Consider the following 17,956-nt stretch of genomic DNA (forward strand, 5'->3'; position numbering starts at 1 on the left):
TTGAAACACTACTTTAATATAAAAAAGCTTAAAAATAATTGATGGCAATTAATATATTTTTTTAAATTTAATTTAATTTTTAAATATTTTATATTATTTTATGAATGTTTTTTCAATTTTTATTGAATTAAGAATTTTAAGTTAATTTAATGTTGATAATATTTATGTGCTTTACTTTAAAAAAAATATTAATCTTAATCAATAAGATTTTAAAGCAAATAATCTAATCTATTTTTACATTATTATTATAAGGAGAATAAATGCAAAGACGAGATTTTTTAAAGAGCACAGCAGTTGCAAGTGCAGCAGCTTGCATAAATCCTACTATTGCTTTAGCAAAAGACGAAACAAGTGAATGGACTTGGGATAAAGCAGTTTGTAGATTTTGTGGAACTGGCTGTGGTATTATGGTTGCTACTAAAAATGGCAAAATTGTAGCTACTAAGGGCGACCCTGAAGCACCTGTAAATCGTGGTTTAAATTGTATTAAAGGATATTTTAATGCAAAAATTATGTATGGAGAAGATAGACTTGTAACGCCTTTATTAAGAGTAAATGCTAAGGGTGAATTTGATAAGAACGGAAAATTTGCTCCAGTATCTTGGAAAAGAGCTTTTGATGAGATGGAAAAACATATGAAAAAAGCTTTAAAAGAACAAGGTGTAAATGGTATAGGAATGTTTGCAAGTGGTCAGCATACTATTCAAGAAGGATATGCTGCTTCAAAATTATTTAAAGCTGGTTTTAGAAGCAATAATATAGACCCAAATGCTAGACATTGTATGGCAAGTGCTGTTATTGGTTTTATGCAAACATTTGGTATTGATGAGCCTGCAGGTTGCTATGATGATATTGAACTTACTGATACTATTATTTGTTGGGGTTCAAATATGGCTGAAATGCACCCAATTTTATGGAGCCGTGTAAGTGATAGAAAATTAAGAGACCCTGAAAAAGTAAAAATTGTAAATCTTTCAACCTATACAACAAGAACTAGCGACATTGCTGATATGGAACTTATATTTACTCCAAGTTCTGATATTGCAATATGGAATTATATTGCTAGAGAAATTGTATATAACAATCCAAAAGCAATTGATTGGGAATTTGTAAAAAATCATTGTGTATTTACAACAGGATTTGCTGATATTGGATATGGAATGAGAAATAATCCAAATCATCCAAGCTTTAGCGAAGCTGAAAAAGATACCGTTGCTAAAGAAAATGCAATCACTTTAGACAAAGATGAAGCAATAGCATTAAGTCATTTAGGTGTAAAAGATGGTGAAAAATTTGAAATGAAACATCAAGCTCAAGCAGCACTTAACTGGCAAATTCAATTTGAAGATTTCAAAAAAGCACTTGAACCTTATACATTAGATTATGTTGCAAGCGTAGCTAAAGGAAATCCTGATGAAGATATAGAAGAATTTAAGAAAAAATTAAAAGCATTAGCTGATTTATATATTGAAAAAAATAGAAAGGTAGTAAGCTTTTGGACTATGGGCTTTAACCAACATACTCGTGGTAGTTGGGTAAATGAACTTGCATACACTGTGCATTTATTAGTAGGAAAACAAGCAAAACCAGGTGATGGAGCATTCTCTTTAACAGGTCAGCCAAGTGCTTGTGGAACAGCAAGAGAAGTTGGAACTTTTGCACACCGCTTACCTGCTGATTGGGTTGTAGCAAATCCTAAACATAGAGCTAAAAGTGAAGAACTTTGGAAAGTTCCTGAAGGAACAATTAATGGTGTTCAAGGAAATCACTTTATGCAAATGATGAGAAATCTTGAAGATGGAAAACAAAAATTCGCATGGGTTATGGTAAATAATCCTTGGCAAAATACTGCAAATGCAAATCACTGGATAAAAGCTGCTAGAGAAAAAGATAATTTTATAGTAGTAAGTGATTGCTATCCTGGAATTAGTGCAAAAGTTGCGGATTTAATTTTACCTACAGCTATGATTTATGAAAAATGGGGAGCTTACGGAAACGCAGAAAGAAGAACTCAACATTGGAGACAACAAGTATTGCCAGTTGGTGAAGCTATGAGTGATTTATGGCAATTATTAGAGCTTAGCAAACGCTTTAAATTAAGCGAAGTTTGGAATGAAGTAAAAATTGATGAAAAGACAACATTACCAAGCGTATTAGAAAAAGCTAAAGAAATGGGATATAAAGAAGATGATACTTTATATGATGTTTTATTTGCTAATAAAGAATGTAAAGAAATTTCATTAGATGATAGTGAAAGCTTAAAAGATTGGTTAAATAGCGAAGTTAAAGGCGATAGTAGAAATGTAAAAGGTAGTGATGGCAATGTATTTAAAGGCTATAATTTCTTTATTCAAAAATATTTATGGGAAGAATATAGAAAATTCGGAGCTGGTCACGGACACGATTTAGCTAGTTTTGAAACTTATCATAAGGTAAGGGGCTTAAGATGGCCTGTTGTTGATGGTAAAGAAACTCAATGGAGATTTAATACAAAATACGATGTATATGCTAAAAAAGCAAATCCTGAAGGTGATTTTGCATTCTATGGGGATTTTGATAAATCAATTAAAAGTGGTGATTTAGTAAAACCAACAAGCGAAGAAGCAACAGCAATTACAAATAAAGCTAAGATTTTCTTTAGACCATTTATGAAAGCACCTGAAAGACCATCTAAAGAATATCCATTCTGGTTATGTACTGGTAGGGTTTTAGAGCATTGGCATAGTGGAACAATGACAATGAGAGTTCCTGAATTATTCCGTGCAGTTCCTGAAGCTATGTGTTATATTCACCCAGAAGATGCTAAAGCTTTAGGAGTTGAGCAAAGAGAATTAGTATGGATAGAATCTCGCCGTGGAAAAGTTAAAGCTCGTATTGATATGCGTGGAAGAAACAAACCACCAAGAGGTCTTGTTTATGTTCCTTGGTTTGATGAGAATGTTTATATTAATAAAGTTACATTAGATGCAACTTGTCCAATTTCAAAACAAACTGATTTTAAAAAGTGTGCAGTAAAAATAACTAAGGCGTAATATTTATGAGAAGGCAATTTTTTACAAATACTATAAAGATTTTAGCGGTTGGTGTTGGAACTTTTAGCATATTCAAACTAAACGATACACCAAAAAGTGAAAGCAAAATTGAACTTAAAAAGAGTTTTTTTCTACGCCCACCAGGAGTTGTTAGTGAAAAACATTTTTTGGCTAATTGCATTCGTTGTGCTAAATGTGTAAAAGCTTGCCCTTATAATACTTTAAGTTTAGCTAAGATAGGGGAATTTGCTAGTTTAGGAACTCCTAAATTTAGTGCAAATGAAATTCCTTGCTATTTATGCGATGATTTGCCTTGTATTAAGGCTTGTCCGACAGATGCGCTAGATAAAAGTATTAATAAAATTTCTTTAGTAAATATTGGTCGTGCAATAGTAGATGAAAGCTCTTGTGTAGCTCATTTTGGAATTCAATGTGATGCTTGCTATAGGGCGTGTCCTTTTATAGATAAAGCTTTAAAGCTTGAATATAAAAGAAATGAGCGAACTAAAAAACATGCAATGTTAGTGCCTAAGGTTGATTATGATTATTGTGTGGGTTGTGGTTTATGTGAAAAAGTTTGTATTACTAAAAAGCCAGCTATTGTTATTTTGCCTACTAGTTTTATATTGGGTGAGAGAAATGATAATTATGTTAAAGGCTGGATTAGTGGTGATGATGAAAGATTAAAACACATAGATACTAGCAAAAAACACGATGAGAAAAAAGCTATAAATTACCTAAATGATGGAGAATTTTAATGAAGATATTAAAAAATAAATATTTGATTTTAAGAAGATTTATCCAATTAGGACTTTTAGTTTTATTTCTATTACCTAGTGCTGATTTTATTTTAAAAGGAAATCTTAGCTCTTCGCTATTATTTAATAGTATTAGCTTAAGCGATCCTTTTGCATATTTGCAAATATTTTTAGCAACTTTTACTCTTAATGTGGGATTATTTATATCTGCATTTTTAGTTTTTATTATTTATGCTTTATTTTTGGGTCGCGCATTTTGTTCTTTTGTTTGTCCTGTTAATTTGATTACAAATTTAGCAGATTTTATCAAGCAAAACACAAGTTTTAAAAGCTCTAAGCTGACTAATTTTAAACAAAACACTAGATATTTTATATTATTTAGTATTTTGATTTTGTGTTTGATAGCAAATGAGCCAGTATTTGAAAAGTATTCTCATATAGGAATAATTACTAGGGGAATAATTTTTATGCAAACTTCGGCTATATTTGTTGCAATTATTATATTTTTACTTGATTTATTTGTGCAAAGGAATTTAGTTTGTTCGCATCTTTGTCCATTAGGTGCTTTTTATAGTTTAATTTCAAAATTTGCTATGTTAAAAGTAAGTTATGATTTAAATAAATGCACTAAATGTATGAAATGCAAAATGATTTGTCCAGAAGCTCAAGTATTATCACTTATTACAAAATATAGTGGTAATGTTAGCAATAGTGAGTGCATTAAGTGTGCTAGATGTATTGAAGTATGCGATGATGATGCACTTAATTTTAATTTAATTAATTTTTTGAAAGGAAAAAAATGAAAAAAATATTTTTAAGTTTAGCTGCTAGTAGTTTGTTGATTGCTGCTAGTGTGAGTGATACTGAAATTGGTTTAAGAAAACATTCACTAAACGATGAAACAAAATTAGAAATCAAGAATTTTACATACTCTGAAAAAGAAGCTGGAGAAGCAGAGCGTTTTGAAAGAGCTTATTTAAATGCTCCACCACAAATTCCACACAATGTAGAAGATTTTTTACCAATTACTCAAGATAATAATATGTGTCTTAGCTGTCATGATTTAGGTGCTGACAATGAGCGTGTAAAGCTTAGTATTGAAGAAGCAACTCCTATGCCAGCAAGCCATTATTATGATTTAAGAAATGAGAAAAAACTTGATTCTATATCTCAAGCAAGATATAACTGCGTTCAATGCCACGCACCACAAGCAAATATTGATAGTGGAATCAAAAACACATTTAAGCCTGATTTTAGAAATGATGAATTAGGCAAACATCGTTCAAATTTACTTGATGTAATAAATGAAGGATTAAAGTGAAAAAATTGCTATTATTTATAGCTAGTTTAGGTTTAGCAAGTGAGCTAAACCTAAATGAATTAGAATATTTAGAATATGATTGTTATATAAATTATATCAATAATGAATTTGTAGCGTGTGGCAATGATATTTATAAAAATAATGATAAGGTTTTAAGCCTTGATGATAATATTATTTTTATTGATGATTACGATAGTAGCATTTTAGCAATTAGTTCAAAAGATGGGTTAAAGACTTTAAACATTTATAAAGATAATAAATTATTGAAATTTAAAATCTCAAGCGATATTAATAAGGCATTTTTATATAAAGATAAAATAATTCTTACTTCTTTAGGAAGCGAACTAATCATAAGAGATTTATCATTTAACTTAATAAAAAAAGTTCATTTTTCAAACGCAAGCATAAATGCTGCAAGTATTAATAAAGAAAAGGCAAAAATTGCTTTAGGATTTGAAAGTGGAAAAATAGTTGTTTATGATTTAAATTCTAATGATTTTATAAGCAAGGAAGTTCATAAAGATAATATTTATAATGTAGATTATAAAAAAGATAATATTATCTCTTGCTCAACTGATAGAAAAGTTATAATTAATGATGATAAATTAAATGAAATTACTAATATAGAAAGTGATAATTTAGTTTATAATTGCGCTTTAAGTGATAATTTAAATTTTGCTTATTCTTGCGATTTAGAAAATAATATTTGTATAGGTAAGGATAAAATAAATATAGGTAATTTATATCTTAATTCAATATTATTTGATAAAAATACATTAAAGCTCAATGCTTATTCAAAAATTTTATACAAAAAGGATTTTTAATGATTTCATCTTTAGTAGTTATTGCAAATGAAGAATTTGAAAACGAAATAAAAAATATAAAAGATGCCAACATAGAGCAAGTAATTGATAAAAAATTTATCGTTTTAATTGAAGCTAGTGATTTTGACAATACTTTAGCAACTTTTAATGCCATTAAGCGATTAGATAGTGTTATAGATGTTAATATGGCTTTTAGTGAAGCTAGTGAATTTGATTTAGAAATTAACGCTCAAAAAATAGCAGATAAAGTAAATGCTTTAGGCAATGCAGAGAATATTGAGTATTATGGAAACATTTATAATAAATATTAATAATTTAACTCGTAATTTTTTTATATTTTTATCTTTTAATATAAAATTCTTATAAGTATTATAATTTTAGATTATAATACTTACTCACATTTTTAATTAGATTAAAAAATTAATTTATTTTTAAGGAGAAGCTATGAATAAGCTTTTATGGATAGTTGTTGCTATTCTTGGAGCATTTTGTATGGGCGTTATTGCTTTAAATAATGGCGAAACAATAAATGCTGCTTGGATAGTTGTAGCTGCTGTTTGTATTTATACAATCGGCTATAGATTTTATGCTTTGTTTATAGAAACTAAGCTTTGCGGCGTTGATGCTACTAAGATTACTCCTGCTGTAGCACTTAACGATGGAAAAGACTTTGTTCCTACAAACAAATATGTTTTATTTGGCCATCACTTTGCTGCAATTGCAGGTGCAGGACCACTTGTTGGACCAATCCTAGCAGCTCAAATGGGATATTTGCCTAGTGTATTATGGATATTAATTGGTGGTGTTTTGGTTGGTAGCGTGCATGATTTTGTTGTGCTTTTTGTATCAAGCAGACGCGGTGGAAAAAGTCTTGGCGAAATGATTAAAGACGAGATGGGGAATTTCGTTGGTGTTGTTTCTATGATAGGAATTTTTCTTATTATGCTAATTATCATTGCTATTTTAGCTATGGTTGTTGTAAAAGCTTTAGCACATTCTCCTTGGGGGACATTTACAATAGCTTCAACAATTCCTATTGCTATTTTTATGGGAATTTATATGAGATTTATTCGCCCAGGTGCAGTCGGAGAAGCTAGTATAATTGGCTTTGTTTTACTTATGATAGCTTTATATTTAGGAAAAGTTGTATCAAACGACCCTGATTTAGCAAGACATTTTGATTTTAGCGTTCTTGAACTTAGCTTTATAATGATGGGCTATGGAATGATAGCTGCGATTTTACCAGTTTGGTTTTTACTTGCACCAAGAGATTATCTTTCAACATTTTTAAAAATTGGTGTAATTTTGATAATGGCTATTTGTGTTGTTTTAGTTTCTCCTGAAATTAAAATGGCAAAAGTTACACATTTTATAGATGGCACAGGCCCTGTGTTTGCAGGTGGATTATTTCCATTTTTATTCATAAATATTGCTTGTGGGGCGATTTCAGGCTTTCACGCATTAATTTCTAGTGGAACAAGTCCAAAAATGCTAGAAAATGAAACACAAGCAAAAATGGTAGGCTATGGCTCAATGTTAATGGAGAGTGCAGTTGCTATTATGGCTTTAATTGCTGCTTGTATACTTCAACCTGGAGTATATTTTGCAATAAATTCAGCACCAGCAATTATAGGCACGACACTTGAGAGTGCGAGTGCAGCTATTAGTGCTTGGGGATTTAGCGTAACTCCTGCTGATATTCAAACACTTGCTAATGATATAGGTGAGAGCACTATATTAAGTAGAACAGGTGGAGCACCTACATTTGCAATAGGTTTATCATTAATTATTCACGAGCTAATCGGTGGAAAGGAAATGATGGCATTTTGGTATCACTTCGCTATTTTATTTGAAGCATTATTTATCTTAACAGCAGTTGATGCGGGAACTAGAACTTGTAGATTTATGGTTCAAGATATGTTAGGAAATGTTTATAAGCCACTTGCAAACACAAGTAATTTAGGAGCAAATATATTCGCTACTTTAATTTGTGTTGCTGGATGGGGCTGGTTCTTATATGGTGGTGCGATTGACCCACTTGGCGGAATTTATTCACTTTGGTCGCTTTTTGGCGTATCAAATCAACTTTTAGCAGTAGTTGCTATGTTTTTATGTGGCTCTGTATTTATTAAAATGGGAAAAAGAAAGTATATCTTAGCTATTGTTTTACCTGCGCTTTTTGTAATCTCAACTACATTTACAGCAGGTATTGCAAAGGTATTACCACAAAGTGAAAGCAAAATCGCAAACTCAATTTCTCACGTAGCAACAGCTCAAATTAATTTTGCTAAAGCTGATGAATTATTAGTAAAAATTAATGCAGGAGATAATAGTGAAGCGACTTTAAAAGAATTTAATAAAGCTAAACAAGTAGCACATTCTAATGTAGTAAATGCTATTTTAACGATTTTCTTCTTATTAGTTACCATAATAGTTGGAATTAAATTCGTTCTAATTTGGAAAGAAAGTTATTCTAATAGGTTTAGCATTCCACTTAAAGAAGTGGTTTATGAAAAAGCAGCTTCGTGAGTTTTTTTACGCAATGCTTGGAGCACCTGATTATGAAAAATATTTAGAGCATTTTAAGAAAATGCACCCTGATAAAACTCCTTTAACTAAAAAGGAGTTTTTCATAGAACAAACAAGCAAGCGTAAAACAAAATGCTGATAAATTTAAGTAGCTAGTTAGCTAATACAAATTATCTTTATTAGCAAATATTTTTATCTTTTTTTATAATTTTATTTTTAAAAATCTTGAATAATTATTAAATAATTTTAATCCATTAACTTCTTGTTAGCGGGGGGGGGTATTACAATAGCTCTTTTATTTAATCAAAGGAGTCATTATGGACAAAAGTTCTTATTTAATGTTGCTTGATAATAAAATATCAAGCGAGCAAAAGTTTATGCTAAGCAATAAACTTGACAGCTTAAGTGAAGAAAAATTTAAAAATCTTTCTTGTATTAATTACAAACACCCTATATTGGCAATGAATTTAGGGTTTTTCTTCGGGATATTAGGTATTGATAGGTTTTATCAAGGTAATAGGTCTTTAGGTTTTTTAAAATTAGGAATATTTTTAATAGGCTTAATTAGTATGCTTCTTTTTATAGGGATATTTATTTTATGGGCTTTATATATTTATGTTTTAATAGATATTTATTTTGTATATAAAGCAATTCAACAAAGTAATTACCAAAAAATTTTACAGGCTATAGGCTAAGTAATAATTGGTTGTCAATACCAAATAACGGCAAAATTAGTGCAAAAGATAATAGCATATAACAGAATTATTAAAAGCTAAATAATTTGTAAGATTAAATATTGCAAAGTTATTTTGCCTATATTTTGCCTTTAATCCATTTTAAATTTAAAAATAAAGAAAATAAAATTAAAGGAAAAAAATGAAAAAAATGAAAAATATCGGTATTGGTGTTATTGTAGGTTTAATAGCTGCTAGTTTATTTAGCACTAAGGTATTTGCTTTTATGTTGTATTTAAAGAATCCTAATAACCCTTATAACTCGTTGAAAAATATTGAAGAAACAATTAACTTAGTAAAAAGTGTAGGGGAATTTGATAAATTTATATCGCAAGAGCGTTTGGCATTAGAACTATATGCTTCTTATGGTTTAACTTTTATCTTAGGATTTGTAATAGCGTTAATAGCATTATATTTTGTACAAAAAGCTAAGAATAAAAATAAGACACAAAACTGATTTAATATTTTTATCTTAAAGTTATAAAAACATTAAGCTCTGTTATTTTTATAATAAAGCTTAATGTATAAATAAAAATTAAAATTATGATTAGACTAATTTTTTAAATACTAGAATTTAAAATCATCAAGAAGTTAAAATTAAAAAGCGTAAAATAATAACAAAAAAGCTATTTTATGGCTAATTGATTAAAATTTTTAATAAATCATAAGCTATATAAATCATTATTAAGCTAGTTAATATTTCTATAAAAAAATATATTTTTTTATTTAAAAGTATTTTACTAATTTTACTAACTCCTAATCCTAAAGAAAAAAACCACAAAAAAGAAGCACATACACCACCTAAGAAAAATAATATCCTTTCATTTTGTTGAATATTTATAGCGTTTGCTCCAACTAAAAATATGGTATCTAAATAAACATGTGGGTTTAGTAAAGTAATTGCTAAGGTTAAAATTATTGCTTTTTTTACACTTAATTTTTCATTATCATTGTGAAAATCACAATTAGTGTTCATAAAGGCTGATTTTAGTGAAATCATCGCATAAGTGATTAAAAATAATATACCTAAAATTGTAACTATTAAACTTATTGTTTCGTTTTTTAATAATACTTTACCAACTCCAAATACTCCACAAGTAAGTAAAATAGCATCGCAAATAAAACAAATACTGCATATTAAAATTATATGATTTTTTAATATTGCTTGTTTTATTACAAACATATTTTGAGCTCCGATAGCAACAATTAATGATAATATTAATATAAAACCTTTTATAAAAACCATTGTAAAATCCTTTTAAAAATAATATTATATAAAAAATAATTTTAAGGATTAATATGAAAAAACCAACAAAAGCACAAATGCAATTAATTAAAAAATTACCATTTAAATATCAAATAATTGCTTTAATTATTTTTTTAGTAGTTGCAAATTTTTCTTATTTTACTTCTTTTACTAAAGAGTATTCACTAGAAAAAGTAAGTGATGGAGATACTATAGTTTTGCTTAGCAAAGGAGAAAAAATCAAAGTGAGATTTTATGGTATAGACGCACCAGAAAGCGCTCAAGAATACGGGCAATTTTGTAAAAATATGCTAAGTGATTTTCTTAAAAATAAAGATATTAAGTTAGAGATTAAAGACAAAGATAAATATGGACGGGTTGTAGGTATTGTCTATGCTAATGGTGAAGATATAAATAAAGCAATGGTAAGAAATGGTTGTGCGTGGTCGTATCAAAACTATACGAAAAAATATTTAGATGATGAAAAATACGCAAGAGCCAATAAATTAGGATTATGGCAAGGTAAAAATCCACAAAATCCAAGAGAATTTAGATTAGAGCATAAAAGAGATTGATTAGCAAATCTTTTATGTTATCTTTAGATTTTATTTTAACTTAAGGAGAAAGCTATGGGATTTTTTGATAAACTCAAAGCAGCTTGTGGTATTCCTGATTATGAAGCTTATTTAAGAGAACATAAGGAAAAATACCCAAATGAAGAGCCTTTAAGCAAAGAAGAATTTTTAAAGCGTGAGAAAGAGCGTTTAAATTCTAATTGTGCTTGAGGTTAATTAAGAAGCAAGTTTGCTTATACAAGATAAAGGACAAGCAATGTTTAAAAAGCTTAAAGCATTTTTTAAAACAAAAACTCAAAGCTATGAAAAATACTTAGCTGAATGTGAAAAAACAGGCGAAAAGCCAAAAAGTGAAGAAGAATTTAAAACGATTAAAAAAAGTTGTTGATTATTTAAAAGAAGCTAGTTTAGTTTTACAAGTTAATTTAAAATAATTCCTATTTTAAAATTAAAATAGGAATTTCAAATATTAAAATCTTCTAAAAATTGTTGCTAAAATCCCACCTGAAATATTGTGCCATACGCTAAATAAAGCAGCCACAACAGCAGCTAAAGGATAAGCAGCAAAATGAGTAGTTGCTAATGAAGTAGCTAAGCCTGAGTTTTGCATTCCTACTTCTATTGCTAGAGTTTTTTGTTTTGCTAATTCTAATTTAAAGATTTTTCCCGCAAAAAAGCCTAAAAGATAGCCTAAGACATTATGAAGCATTACAACTATTAAAATAATGCCTAAATTATCTAAGATTTTTGTTGCATTTGCACCAACTACACTCATTACTATAGCTACAATTCCAAATGTTGAAATAAGTGGCAAAATATCTTGTAATTTTTCAGTAATTTTAGGTAAAAATTTATGAGCTAAAACACCTAATAAAATAGGAATAATAATCACTTGAATAATGCTAATAAACATTGAAATAGCGTTAATATCAATGCTTTTTCCAACTAATAAATAAGTAATAAATGGAGTAATTATCGGAGCTAAAATCGTAGTGCAGCTTGTAATACTAACTGATAAAGCAACATCAGCTTTTGCTAGGTAGCTAATCACATTTGAGCTAGTGCCACCAGGACAAGCACCAACTAAAGCAACACCTATTGCTAAAGCACTATCAAGTTTGAAAACAAAAATCAAAACAAAAGCTATAAAAGGCATTATTATAAATTGTGCAAAAATACCTATAATCACATCTTTAGGTCTTAAAAATAATTCCTTAAAATCACTAGCTCTAACGCTAAGCCCCATTCCAAACATAATAATTCCAAGCAAATAATTAACATAACTTGTCTTAATAATATTAGAAATACTTGGATAAAACAAAGCAAAAGCAGTGCAAACTAAAACCAAAATAGCTAAATTTTTTGAAATAAAATCGCTAATTTTTTTCATAAAATCTCCTTTAAAAAACACGAAATTTATTAAATTAAACTTTAAAGTAAATTAAAAATGAAAATTAGTTTTTATTAGTTTTATTAATTATTCTTTTGATAACATAAAGGCAAAATCAAAGGTAGAAAATATGAAAAAAATAATAGTAGTAGATACTTTAAATGTGCTATTTCGCTCTTATTATGCGATGAGGAATTTAAAAAGTGCAAAAGATGAAAAACCAATAGGAATGATATTTGGTTTATTAAATTTTATGTTAAAAATTGTTGAAGAAATTGAATGTGATTATGTAGTTTTTGCACTAGATAGCTCGGGCGGGTCATTTAGAAAAGAGCTTTTGCCTGATTATAAGGCTAATAGAAAAGAATTAGAGCCTGAATTAAAAGAGCAAATTCCAGTATGTATCGAGCTTATTAAAAAATCAGGATTTTTATCAATAGAAATTCCTAATTATGAAGCTGATGATATTATTGCTAGTGTTAGTAAGTTTGCTAAGCAACAAGGCTTATTTACTAGCATTTATTCAACCGATAAAGACCTTTATCAATTGCTTGATGATAATAATACCGAGTTAATTGGTAAGAATTATGAGATTATAAATGAGTTAGCTTGTATTGAGAAATTTGGAGTTAAGCCTTATCAAATGCTTGATTATTTAACCTTAGTAGGCGATAGTGCTGATAATTTTAAAGGTATTCCTGGTATTGGACCAGTTGCTGCTAAAAAATTATTAAACGAATACGATAGCCTTGATAATGTATATAAAAATCTAAATGTATTAGGCAATAAAAGTTCTCAAAAAAAATTAGCCGAACATAAAGATGATGCGGTTTTATCTAAAAAATTAGCAAAATTAGTTGATGATTTGCCTTTAGGAGATTTTCTAAGCAAGGCTAGTAAGCCAAGTATTAATATATTTAATAATATTGAAGATGAATTAAGAGAATTTGAATTATTTAAATTCTTAAAATTTATAGATAAACAAAGCGAGATAAAAGAAGAAAAACAAGTAAGCTTAAAATATACAAAAACCTTATTAGATGATAAAGAAGAATTATTTAAGATTATAGACAATTTAGGTGATGAGGTTGGATTTGACACCGAAACAACAGGGCTTAATTATGATGATAAGATAGTTGGATTTTCGTTTTGCAATCAAGATAAAAGCTATTATGTTCCAATACTACATAAAAATGCAAAAAATATTGCTAAAGAAGATGCTATAAAAGCTATAAATAAGATATTTGAAAAAGTAATAATAGGTCATAATTTAAAATTTGATTTAAAAATGCTGAAAAATGATTTAGGTATTTCGTATCCAAAGAAATTTAAAGATAGTATGATAGCTGCTTGGCTACTTGATTCAAGTTCTAAATACTCACTTGATTATCTTGCTAAGGAGTATTTTGATTATACTTGTTTAGCTTATGAAGAAGTAGTTAAAAAGGGCGAAAATTTTAGCGATATTGATACCAAATTAGCTTGTGAATATGCAAGTGAAGATGCGTTTATAACTAAAGCAATTTATGAACACGCTTTTAAAAACTTAGATGATGAACGCAAAAAAGAATTTGATTTTGAATGTGAGTTTATTAAAGTTTTAATTTCTTTAGAAAATAATGGAATTACACTAAATAAAGAAAAATTATTAAATCTTCAAAATATATTAGAACTTAATTTAAAAGAATTAGAAAATCAGATATTTAATATGGTTGGCTTAAGCTTTAATTTAAATTCTCCAAAGCAACTTAAAGAGATTTTATATGATAAATTAAAACTACCTGATAATCATAAAGGCTCAACCAATGAAGCAGCCTTGCAAAGCATAGAGCATCCTATTGCTGAATTGATTTTAGAATATAGAACCGCTAGCAAAGTCCTTAGCACCTATGTTTTACCATTACTTGAGTTAAATATAAATAATCAAGAGAATTTCAAAGTGCGTTCAAACTTTTTACAAACAGGCACAGCAACAGGAAGACTTAGCTCAAATAATCCAAATCTACAAAATATCCCTGCTAGAAGCAAATACGCAAGTTATTTAAAAGAAGCTTTTATCCCGCAAACTGGTTATTCATTTATTAGTCTTGATTATTCTCAAATTGAGCTTAGAATGTTGGCTCATTTTAGCCAAGATGAAAATTTATTAAAAGCATTTTTATTTGATGAAGACATTCATACAAGAACTGCTATTGAGATTTTTGGCACGAGCGATAAAGATAAAAGAAATTATGCAAAAAGCATAAATTTTGGTCTAATTTATGGAATGGGTGCTAGAAGACTTAGTGAAGAGTTAAAAATACCATATAGTGATGCTAGTGATTATATTAAAAAATATTTTGCTTCTTTTAGTTTGATTAAAGAATATTTTGAAAATACAAAAAAACAAACAAAAGATTTAGGTTATATCAAAACGCTTTTAGGTAGGAAAAGATTTTTCAAATATACAAATGATATTAAGATAAATAATGCAAACGATAGAGAATGTATAAATAGCATTTTGCAAGGTTCGGCAGCAGATTTAATTAAATTAGCTATGATTAAGATTTATCCATATTTGAGTGAAAATGCAAAATTGATATTGCAAATTCACGATGAGTTAATTTTTGAAGTAAAAGATGAATATGTATTGGAATTTTCAAAAATAGCTCAAAATATAATGGAAAATGCTTATGGTTTAAAAGTTAAACTAAAAACGAGTTTGAGTGTTGGGAAAAGTTGGGATAAATTAAAATAAAGGGAAAGGTTATGGAAATAATATTTGCTTGGAATAAAGACTATGAAACAAATATTGATAATGTTGATAAGCAGCATTATTATTTAGTGCAATTAATAAATGAACTAGCTTTAAAATTAAGCGAAAAGAATTTAAATAAAAACGAATTAGATGAAGCTTTTAATGGTATTTTAAACTATGCTAAAGAGCATTTTTCAGAAGAAGAAATGCTAATGCAAAATGTAAATATTTTTAGTGATTTTTTTCAAGAGCATAAATTAAGTCATAAAATGTTTATAGAACAAACTAAGCAATTATATGATGATGTTGGAGATGGCACTAATAAAGAAGCTGTTAAGAGTTTGTTAGAGTTTTTGATTTCTTGGCTTGCTTTTCATATTTTAGGGATTGACCAAAATATGGCAAAACAAATAGAATTAATTAATCAAGGTCTTGAAGCTAAAGAAGCTTATGAGATAGTAGTTCAAAATGAAAATAAGCAAACAGCACCTTTAGTAAAAGCTCTTAGTAATCTTTTAAATGTTGTAGTTAAGAAAAATAGCGAATTATTAGAACTTAAAAGAAATCTTGAATTAAAAGTGAAAGAGAAAACAAGAGAATTAGCAGCAACAAATCAAACTTTAAGAAGTATAGCTTTAACAGATGTATTAACAAATTTACCAAATAGAAGACATTTATTTGAAGTTTTAGAAGTTATTTTAAATGAAGCTAAGGAAAATTCGTTAATTACAAGTGGTTTAATGATTGATTTAGATAATTTTAAAGAAGTAAATGACACTTATGGACACGAAATGGGCGATAAGGTATTAAGAGAATTTTCGCAAACAATCAAAGAAACTATCAGAACTGATGATGTTTTAGCAAGACTTGGTGGAGATGAGTTTTTTGTTTTACTACCAAATACAGATATTGATGGTGCTATGTTATTAGCAAAAACACTTTTAAATGTTACTAGAAGTTTAAATATTCAAGTAGGAAATAAGCTAGATGATAGATGGAAAAGTAGTATTAGTATAGGAGTGGCTACAATTTTACCTACTACTATTACAAATTCTAATGATTTTATGAAAAAAACCGATTTAGCAGTGTATGCTGCTAAAAATGCTGGCAAAAATTGCATAAAAGTATATAATGAAGAAATTTTAACTAAATGAATGTAATATTTTAAGATTTAAATAAAGGAAAAAATGTGGATTTAACAACGGTCTTAGGAATGGTTTTAGCTCTTACATCTATTTGCGTAGGGGATATTTTAGAAGGTGGTAACCCATTACACCTTATTCATATTTCATCGGTTTTAATCGTTTTACCAACAGCATTTTTCTCTACTATGGTTGGAACGAATAAATATTTTATAAAAGGAGCTTTTAAAGAGCTTAAAATAGTTTTTAAAGGTAGTGGGGTTAATTTTCAAGCAAGAACCGATCAGTTAATAGAATTTGCTTCTATTGCTAGAAAAGATGGGCTTTTAGCACTTGAACCAAAAGTAGCTGAAATAGATAATCACTACTTAAAATCAGCAATGATGATGATGGTTGATGGTAAAGATGTTGAAGAGATAAAAGAGAGTATGGAGCTTGATATTTCTCATTCAGAAACTTATTATGATGAGTGTAGGGAATTCTTTTGTCGTGTAGGTGAGTCTTGTCCTACATTCGGACTTGTTGGAGCGGTATGCGGTCTTATGCTAGCACTTCAATTACTTGATAATCCGCAAGCAATGGCGATGGGTATTGCGGGTGCATTTACGGCTACGGTTACAGGGATTTATTGTTGTTATGGAGTGTTTGTGCCTTGGGGAAACAAAATCAAAGGTAACGGACATGATTTAATAGTAGAAAAAGAGCTTATGATGGCTGGGGTAGTTGGTATAGCAGAAGGTGCAAATCCAAGAGATTTAGAGCAAAAGCTATTTTTATATTTCCCACATGGTTTAGTACCTAAATCACAATTTGGTGAATAATAATGTCTAAGAAAAAAAAGTGCCCACCAATACCAGCATGCGAGAAATGGGCTGTTCCTTTAGCAGACTTTTTCTCATTATTACTAGCGTTATTTATCGCACTTTACGCTATTGCTTCGGTAAATACTGATAAAGCAAAGGCTTTAACTAAAGAATTTGTAAAGATTTTTGATTTTCCAAGCACGCAGGTGGTAGAAAAAGAGAGTAAAACAGATGGCAAACATAGTCCATCAAATAACGAAGAATCTCGTGCTTTACAAGCTCAAAATATAAATCAGCAAGAAAGTATAGAAAAACTAAAAGCTATTTTAGATCAAAGAGAAAACCAATTTTATATGGAACTTCCTTCAATATTGTTTTTTAACAAAGACGAAACTAGAGTTGCAAATAGTGATGATATTTTATATCTTAAAAGAATTAAAATGATAATGCAAGGCTTAGGAGATGGGGTTCAGCTTGAAATTCGTGGATTTAGCGATAATGATGATAGTTATTTAACAAGTTTTGATTTAGCGACTGCAAGAGCTAGAGAAGTCCTTGAGATACTTATTAAAAGCGGGGTTGATTCATCAAAACTTAGTATCAAAAGCTATGGAGCAAACAATCCTAGATTTGATAATAATAGTTTAGAATCTGCAAAAAATAATAGAGTTGAATTATATTTTAAAACTGATATAAACGATATAAAATCTCAAAAAACAATACTTGATGCAGTAGAAAAAGTTAAATAATTTTATATATATTTAAAGTTTTAAGGGATTTCAAATTCTTTTAAAGCTTTAAATATTACATTTTTATTACTTTTATCTTTTATAAATTAATAATAAAAACCTTATACTTATTTTAC

19 protein-coding genes are annotated in these 17,956 nt (G+C 28.6%); 17 read left to right on the forward strand and 2 right to left on the reverse strand.

Features of this window, described 5'->3' with window-relative positions:
• Nucleotides 1–260 precede the first annotated feature (260 nt).
• From napA to AVBRAN12642_RS07570, 10 genes are all read left to right on the forward strand, one after another.
• Entirely contained in the window at nt 261–3,032 is a 2,772-nt protein-coding gene (napA, locus tag AVBRAN12642_RS07525) for a periplasmic nitrate reductase subunit alpha (protein WP_336607420.1), read from the forward strand.
• 5 nt (nt 3,033–3,037) lie between these two features.
• Nucleotides 3,038–3,790, forward strand: a complete 753-nt coding sequence (gene napG / locus AVBRAN12642_RS07530; protein ID WP_336607419.1) for a ferredoxin-type protein NapG — start codon at nt 3,038–3,040, stop codon at nt 3,788–3,790.
• The gene (gene napH / locus AVBRAN12642_RS07535) at nt 3,790–4,593 is read left to right on the forward strand and encodes a quinol dehydrogenase ferredoxin subunit NapH (RefSeq protein ID WP_336607418.1); all 804 of its coding nucleotides are present in this window, start codon (nt 3,790–3,792) and stop codon (nt 4,591–4,593) included. Before napG ends, napH begins: the two co-directional genes overlap by 1 nt.
• Complete coding sequence (locus AVBRAN12642_RS07540) at nt 4,590–5,111, forward strand: nitrate reductase cytochrome c-type subunit (RefSeq protein WP_214118292.1); 522 nt, start codon at nt 4,590–4,592, stop codon at nt 5,109–5,111. The genes napH and AVBRAN12642_RS07540 overlap by 4 nt, the downstream gene beginning before the upstream one ends.
• Nucleotides 5,108–5,935: a hypothetical protein gene (locus AVBRAN12642_RS07545; RefSeq protein WP_214118300.1), complete on the forward strand. Its 828-nt coding sequence runs from the start codon at nt 5,108–5,110 to the stop codon at nt 5,933–5,935. The genes AVBRAN12642_RS07540 and AVBRAN12642_RS07545 overlap by 4 nt, the downstream gene beginning before the upstream one ends.
• A complete protein-coding gene (locus AVBRAN12642_RS07550; RefSeq protein WP_214118302.1) occupies nt 5,935–6,246 on the forward strand; it encodes a chaperone NapD in 312 nt (103 codons plus the stop codon). Before AVBRAN12642_RS07545 ends, AVBRAN12642_RS07550 begins: the two co-directional genes overlap by 1 nt.
• Before the next feature lie 133 nt (nt 6,247–6,379).
• A complete protein-coding gene (locus tag AVBRAN12642_RS07555; protein WP_214118304.1) occupies nt 6,380–8,464 on the forward strand; it encodes a carbon starvation CstA family protein in 2,085 nt (694 codons plus the stop codon).
• On the forward strand, nt 8,445–8,603 hold the full coding sequence (locus AVBRAN12642_RS07560) for a CstA-like transporter-associated (seleno)protein (RefSeq protein ID WP_214118306.1): 159 nt from the start codon (nt 8,445–8,447) through the stop codon (nt 8,601–8,603). The genes AVBRAN12642_RS07555 and AVBRAN12642_RS07560 overlap by 20 nt, the downstream gene beginning before the upstream one ends.
• A gap of 178 nt (nt 8,604–8,781) precedes the next feature.
• Complete coding sequence (locus tag AVBRAN12642_RS07565) at nt 8,782–9,159, forward strand: TM2 domain-containing protein (RefSeq protein WP_336607417.1); 378 nt, start codon at nt 8,782–8,784, stop codon at nt 9,157–9,159.
• 181 nt (nt 9,160–9,340) lie between these two features.
• Nucleotides 9,341–9,655, forward strand: coding sequence for a hypothetical protein (locus tag AVBRAN12642_RS07570; protein ID WP_336608170.1), 315 nt, complete (start codon nt 9,341–9,343; stop codon nt 9,653–9,655).
• 180 nt (nt 9,656–9,835) lie between these two features.
• On the opposite strand, the gene AVBRAN12642_RS07575 is transcribed toward AVBRAN12642_RS07570, so the two are convergent.
• Nucleotides 9,836–10,444: a LysE/ArgO family amino acid transporter gene (locus AVBRAN12642_RS07575; RefSeq protein ID WP_336607415.1), complete on the reverse strand. Its 609-nt coding sequence runs from the start codon at nt 10,442–10,444 to the stop codon at nt 9,836–9,838.
• 53 nt (nt 10,445–10,497) lie between these two features.
• Between AVBRAN12642_RS07575 and AVBRAN12642_RS07580 the strand changes: the two genes are divergently transcribed.
• Genes AVBRAN12642_RS07580 through AVBRAN12642_RS07590 form a run of 3 tightly spaced genes read left to right on the forward strand, consistent with a single transcriptional unit; the run spans nt 10,498 to nt 11,407 of the window.
• Entirely contained in the window at nt 10,498–11,019 is a 522-nt protein-coding gene (locus AVBRAN12642_RS07580; protein WP_250325170.1) for a thermonuclease family protein, read from the forward strand.
• A gap of 54 nt (nt 11,020–11,073) precedes the next feature.
• Nucleotides 11,074–11,229, forward strand: coding sequence for a CstA-like transporter-associated (seleno)protein (locus AVBRAN12642_RS07585; RefSeq protein ID WP_214118312.1), 156 nt, complete (start codon nt 11,074–11,076; stop codon nt 11,227–11,229).
• Between the two features lie 46 nt (nt 11,230–11,275).
• Nucleotides 11,276–11,407, forward strand: a complete 132-nt coding sequence (locus AVBRAN12642_RS07590) for a hypothetical protein (protein ID WP_275591981.1) — start codon at nt 11,276–11,278, stop codon at nt 11,405–11,407.
• A gap of 81 nt (nt 11,408–11,488) precedes the next feature.
• Here the strand turns inward: AVBRAN12642_RS07590 and AVBRAN12642_RS07595 are convergent, their stop codons facing one another.
• Complete coding sequence (locus AVBRAN12642_RS07595; protein WP_336607414.1) at nt 11,489–12,409, reverse strand: bile acid:sodium symporter family protein; 921 nt, start codon at nt 12,407–12,409, stop codon at nt 11,489–11,491.
• A 130-nt stretch (nt 12,410–12,539) separates the two neighbouring features.
• Here AVBRAN12642_RS07595 and polA point away from each other — a divergent pair, with 130 nt between their 5' ends.
• The 4 genes from polA to motB are packed head-to-tail and all read left to right on the forward strand — an operon-like array spanning nt 12,540 to nt 17,840.
• Entirely contained in the window at nt 12,540–15,146 is a 2,607-nt protein-coding gene (gene polA / locus AVBRAN12642_RS07600; RefSeq protein ID WP_336608171.1) for a DNA polymerase I, read from the forward strand.
• 11 nt (nt 15,147–15,157) lie between these two features.
• Complete coding sequence (locus AVBRAN12642_RS07605; protein ID WP_214118318.1) at nt 15,158–16,300, forward strand: GGDEF domain-containing protein; 1,143 nt, start codon at nt 15,158–15,160, stop codon at nt 16,298–16,300.
• Between the two features lie 35 nt (nt 16,301–16,335).
• Nucleotides 16,336–17,109 carry a flagellar motor stator protein MotA gene (gene motA / locus AVBRAN12642_RS07610; RefSeq protein ID WP_214118320.1) on the forward strand — a complete coding sequence of 258 codons (774 nt, stop codon included), beginning with the start codon at nt 16,336–16,338 and terminating at the stop codon, nt 17,107–17,109.
• Between the two features lie 2 nt (nt 17,110–17,111).
• The gene (gene motB, locus AVBRAN12642_RS07615) at nt 17,112–17,840 is read left to right on the forward strand and encodes a flagellar motor protein MotB (RefSeq protein ID WP_336607411.1); all 729 of its coding nucleotides are present in this window, start codon (nt 17,112–17,114) and stop codon (nt 17,838–17,840) included.
• Nucleotides 17,841–17,956 lie beyond the last annotated feature (116 nt).

This window comes from Campylobacter sp. RM12642 (genome assembly GCF_020137635.1).
In the GTDB taxonomy this organism is placed as follows: Bacteria; Campylobacterota; Campylobacteria; order Campylobacterales; family Campylobacteraceae; genus Campylobacter_E.